The following is a 4243-nucleotide window of genomic DNA, read 5'->3' on the forward strand; positions in this document are numbered from 1 at the left end:
CAATCGGCTGACGGTGGAAATCTTTCAGGGCCAGCGGGGCGAAGCGGAGCCCTTTCTCCCCCTGCAGCAGCCGTTCAGCCTGCGCCCGCTGCGCTTCGGGAATAAAGGCGACGGACTCCTGCGGCGGGGGGTTACCTGCAGCGGACCGTCGTCGGTGGCCAGCCAGAAGGAGAGCTCGGTGCCCTGCGGAGTGTCCCGCCAGTGACGGGTGAGTAAAAATCCTGCTCGTGGCTGGGTCACGGGTATTCTCGCCGATAAAAAACCAAGCCTGATTATAGCCTGGTTTCATGAGGGGCGCTGGGGTTTTATACAGGTGTTCGGCGCTAATGTTGCCCCGGATTGCGGCTTGCGCCTTATCCAGGCTACCAGATGGCGCAGAGCCCTGGCCCTGCTAAGCGCAGCGCGAGCAGGGTGATTATTGGCCGTAGTAGGCTTTGGCCCCATGCTTACGCAGATAGTGCTTATCCAGCAGGGTCTGCTGCATAGCCGGCAGCTGCGGCGCCAGCTGGCGGCAGAAAATCCCCATATAGGCGATCTCTTCCAGCACGATGGCGTTATGCACCGCGTCTTCGGCGTTCTTGCCCCAGGCGAACGGGCCGTGGGAATGGACCAGCACGCCGGGCATCTGCGCCGGGTCGATTCCCTGCTGGCGGAAGGTTTCGACAATCACGTTGCCGGTTTCCCACTCATAGTCGCCGTTGATCTCCGCATCGGTCATTAACCGGGTGCAGGGCACCGGGCCATAAAAGTAGTCGGCATGGGTAGTGCCGGTCGCGGGAATAGATTGCCCGGCCTGCGCCCAGATGGTGGCGTGGCGCGAATGGGTATGCACAATGCCGCCCAGCGTCGGGAAGGCCTGATACAGCAGGCGATGGGTCGGGGTATCCGACGAGGGCTTTTTATTACCCTCTACCACTTCGCCGCTCTCCAGACTGACCACCACCATATCGTCGGCGGTCATCACGCGGTAATCCACACCGGAGGGTTTGATCACGAACATCCCTTTCTCGCGGTCGACGGCGCTGACGTTGCCCCAGGTTAAGGTCACCAGATTATGCTTTGGCAGGGCCAGGTTAGCTTCCAGCACCTGGCGTTTAAGATCTTCTAACATAGTGTGCTCCGAATAGCAGGCGAGTCGGGTATCCCACACCCCGACCCTCTCCCGGCGGGAGAGGGAGAAAGGCGGCATGGCGCCCGGTCGGTCCCCTCTCCCCAACGGGGAGAGGGGAAGGGTGAGGGGACAGCCTCTTAGCGTTTTGAACCGTAATACACTTCATTCCAGCGCAGCGCGTCCTTGAAGGACGGCAGACGGGTATCGTTGTCGATGACGGTCAGCTCGATATCATGCAGCTCGGCGAACTGGCGCATATCGTCGAGGTTCAGCGCATGGCTGAAGACGGTATGGTGCGCGCCGCCGGCGATGATCCAGGCTTCCGACGCGGTACGCAGATCCGGCTGCGCTTTCCACAGGGCGTTGGCCACCGGCAGCTTCGGCAGATCGTGCGGCGTTGGGACGGTTTCGATGGTATTGACCAGCAGACGGAAGCGGTCTCCCAGGTCGATCAGGCTGGCGACGATCGCCGGGCCGGTTTGAGTATTGAAGATCAGGCGCGCTGGATCCGCTTTGCCGCCGATGCCCAGCGGCTGAACGTCGAGGATCGGTTTCTCGGCGGTGGCGATCGTCGGGCACAATTCCAGCATGTGCGAGCCGAGCACCAGATCGTTACCATTGTCGAAGTGGTAGGTGTAATCCTCCATAAAGGAGGTGCCGCCCTGCAGACCAGTTGACATCACCTTCATGATGCGAAGCAGAGCGGCGGTTTTCCAGTCGCCCTCGCCGGCAAAGCCGTAGCCCTGCTGCATCAGGCGCTGTACGGCGAGACCCGGGAGCTGTTTCAGGCCGTGGAGATCTTCAAAGGTGGTGGTAAAGGCGTGGAAACCGCCCTGTTCGAGGAAGCGTTTCATCCCCAGCTCAATGCGCGCGGCGTCCAGCACGTTCTGGCGCTTCTCGCCGTGAACCTGCGCTGCCGGGGTCAGACGGTAGCTGCTCTCATATTCATCGACCAGGGCGCTGATATCGCCGTCGCTGATGCTGTTCACCACCTGCACCAGATCGCCGACCGCCCAGGTGTTCACCGAGAAGCCAAACTTAATCTGCGCCGCGACTTTATCGCCGTCGGTCACCGCCACTTCGCGCATGTTATCGCCGAAACGGCACACTTTCAGATGACGGGTATCCTGTTTGGAGACCGCCTGACGCATCCAGCCGCCGATACGCTGGTGGGCCTCTTTATCCTGCCAGTGGCCGGTGACCACGCTGTGCTGTTGACGCATACGGGCGCCGATGAAGCCGAACTCGCGGCCGCCGTGCGCGGTCTGGTTCAGGTTCATAAAGTCCATATCGATGCTGTCCCACGGCAGCGCGGCGTTGTACTGAGTATGGAACTGCAGCAGCGGCTTATTGAGGATGGTCAGGCCGTTGATCCACATTTTTGCCGGCGAGAAGGTATGCAGCCAGACCACTAACCCGGCGCATTTGTCATCGTAGTTGGCGTCGCGGCAGATATGGGTGATCTCGTCCGGGGTGGTGCCCAGCGGCTTAAGGACCAGTTTGCACGGCAGTTTGGCTTCCGCATTCAGGCTGTTCACCACATGTTCGGCATGCTTCGTCACCTGGCGCAGGGCTTCCGGGCCGTACAGATGTTGGCTGCCAATAACGAACCATACTTCATAGTTATCAAAAATCGTCATTTTCGTATCCTTAATGGGTGAGCGCTGCCTGAGATTGCGGGGCTTTTTCCGCCTTTGCAGCCGAAGGGAGATAGTGTTGTTCCGCGCTGACCGACCACTGCTGGTAGCGCTGATAGAGTTGTTCGAAACGCTGTGCCTGCGCCGGACGCGGCTGCAGGGTAGTTTCCACCTGGCTTGCCATCCGCTGTTGGGCGGCTGGAATATCCTCATAGACGCCGGCGGCGACGGCGGCGAAGATAGCCGCCCCCAGCGCGCAGCACTGATCGGAGGCGACAATCTGCAGCGGACGGTTCAGCACGTCGCAGCAGGCCTGCATGATGACCTGGTTTTTCCGCGCGATACCGCCAAGCGCCATGACGTTGTTAACCGGGATCCCCTGCTCGGTGAAGCACTCCATAATGGCGCGAGCGCCGAAGGCGGTGGCGGCGATCAGACCGCCGAACAGCGCCGGCGCGTCGGTGGCCAGGTTAAGGTCGGTGATCACCCCTTTCAGGCGCTGGTTGGCATTCGGCGTGCGGCGGCCGTTGAACCAGTCGAGCACCACCGGCAGATGCTCCAGCGATGGATTGTTGGCCCAGGCTTCGGTGAGCGCCGGCAGTAACTGTTTTTGACTGGCTTTGATTTGCTCGCGCAACGCCGGCTGCTGCTGAGCCAGCTGCTCCAGCGGCCAGCCGAGAATGCGGCCAAACCAGGCGTAAATATCGCCGAAGGCGGACTGGCCTGCCTCCATGCCGATAAAGTGTGGAACCACGCTGCCGTCGACCTGGCCGCAGATGCCTTTGACCGTGCGCTCGCCGACGCTCTCTTTATCGGCGATCAGAATGTCGCAGGTGGAGGTGCCGATGACTTTCACCAGCGCGTTAGGCTGCGCGCCGGCGCCAACGGCGCCCATGTGGCAGTCGAAGGCGCCGCCGGAGATGGCCACACTCTGCGACAGACCCAGGCGCTGGGCCCACTCTGCGCTCAGCGTGCCGACCGGCACATCGGCCGTCCAGGTATCGGTGAACAGCGGCCAGGCCAGATGCTGGTTGATGATGGGATCAAGCTCATCGAAGAAGCTGGCCGGCGGCAGACCGCCCCAGCTCTCATGCCACAGCGATTTATGTCCGGCGCTGCAGCGGCCGCGGCGCAGATCCTGCGGACGCGTAGTACCGGAGAGCAGGGCGGGCACCCAGTCGCAAAGCTCTACCCACGAGGCGGCTGCCTGGGCGACGGCGCTATCTTCGCGGGTGACGTGAAGGATTTTGGCCCAGAACCATTCGCTGGAGTAGATCCCGCCGATATAGCGCGAGTAATCCTCTTTGCCCGGCTGGTGACACAGGCGGGTGATCGCCTCGGCTTCCTCGACCGCGGTGTGATCCTTCCACAGGACAAACATGGCGTTAGGGTTGTCAGCGAATTCTTCGCGCAGCGCCAGCACGTTGCCCTCGGCATCGACGGGAGCCGGAGTTGAGCCGGTGCTGTCGACGCCAATGCCCACGACGTCGGCGCG

Annotated in this window: 3 protein-coding genes and 1 pseudogene; all 4 read right to left on the reverse strand. The window is 61.8% G+C overall.

Annotated features, from left to right (window positions below; all coding sequences use genetic code 11):
- A pseudogene (locus tag KHQ28_RS27735) lies at positions 1-240 on the reverse strand (DNA polymerase II); the annotation flags it as partial.
- Between the two features lie 175 nt (positions 241-415).
- On the reverse strand, positions 416-1111 hold the full coding sequence (gene araD, locus KHQ28_RS27740) for an L-ribulose-5-phosphate 4-epimerase (protein WP_032419412.1): 696 nt from the start codon (positions 1109-1111) through the stop codon (positions 416-418).
- 137 nt (positions 1112-1248) lie between these two features.
- A complete protein-coding gene (gene araA / locus KHQ28_RS27745) occupies positions 1249-2751 on the reverse strand; it encodes an L-arabinose isomerase (RefSeq protein WP_032419411.1) in 1503 nt (500 codons plus the stop codon).
- 10 nt (positions 2752-2761) lie between these two features.
- Positions 2762-4243 (reverse strand): ribulokinase (araB, locus tag KHQ28_RS27750; protein WP_211777773.1); only part of this gene is annotated, 1482 nt, incomplete at its 5' end.

Origin of the sequence: Klebsiella sp. 28 (genome assembly GCF_018223905.1) — a bacterium.
Lineage (GTDB): Bacteria > Pseudomonadota > Gammaproteobacteria > Enterobacterales > Enterobacteriaceae > Klebsiella > Klebsiella pneumoniae.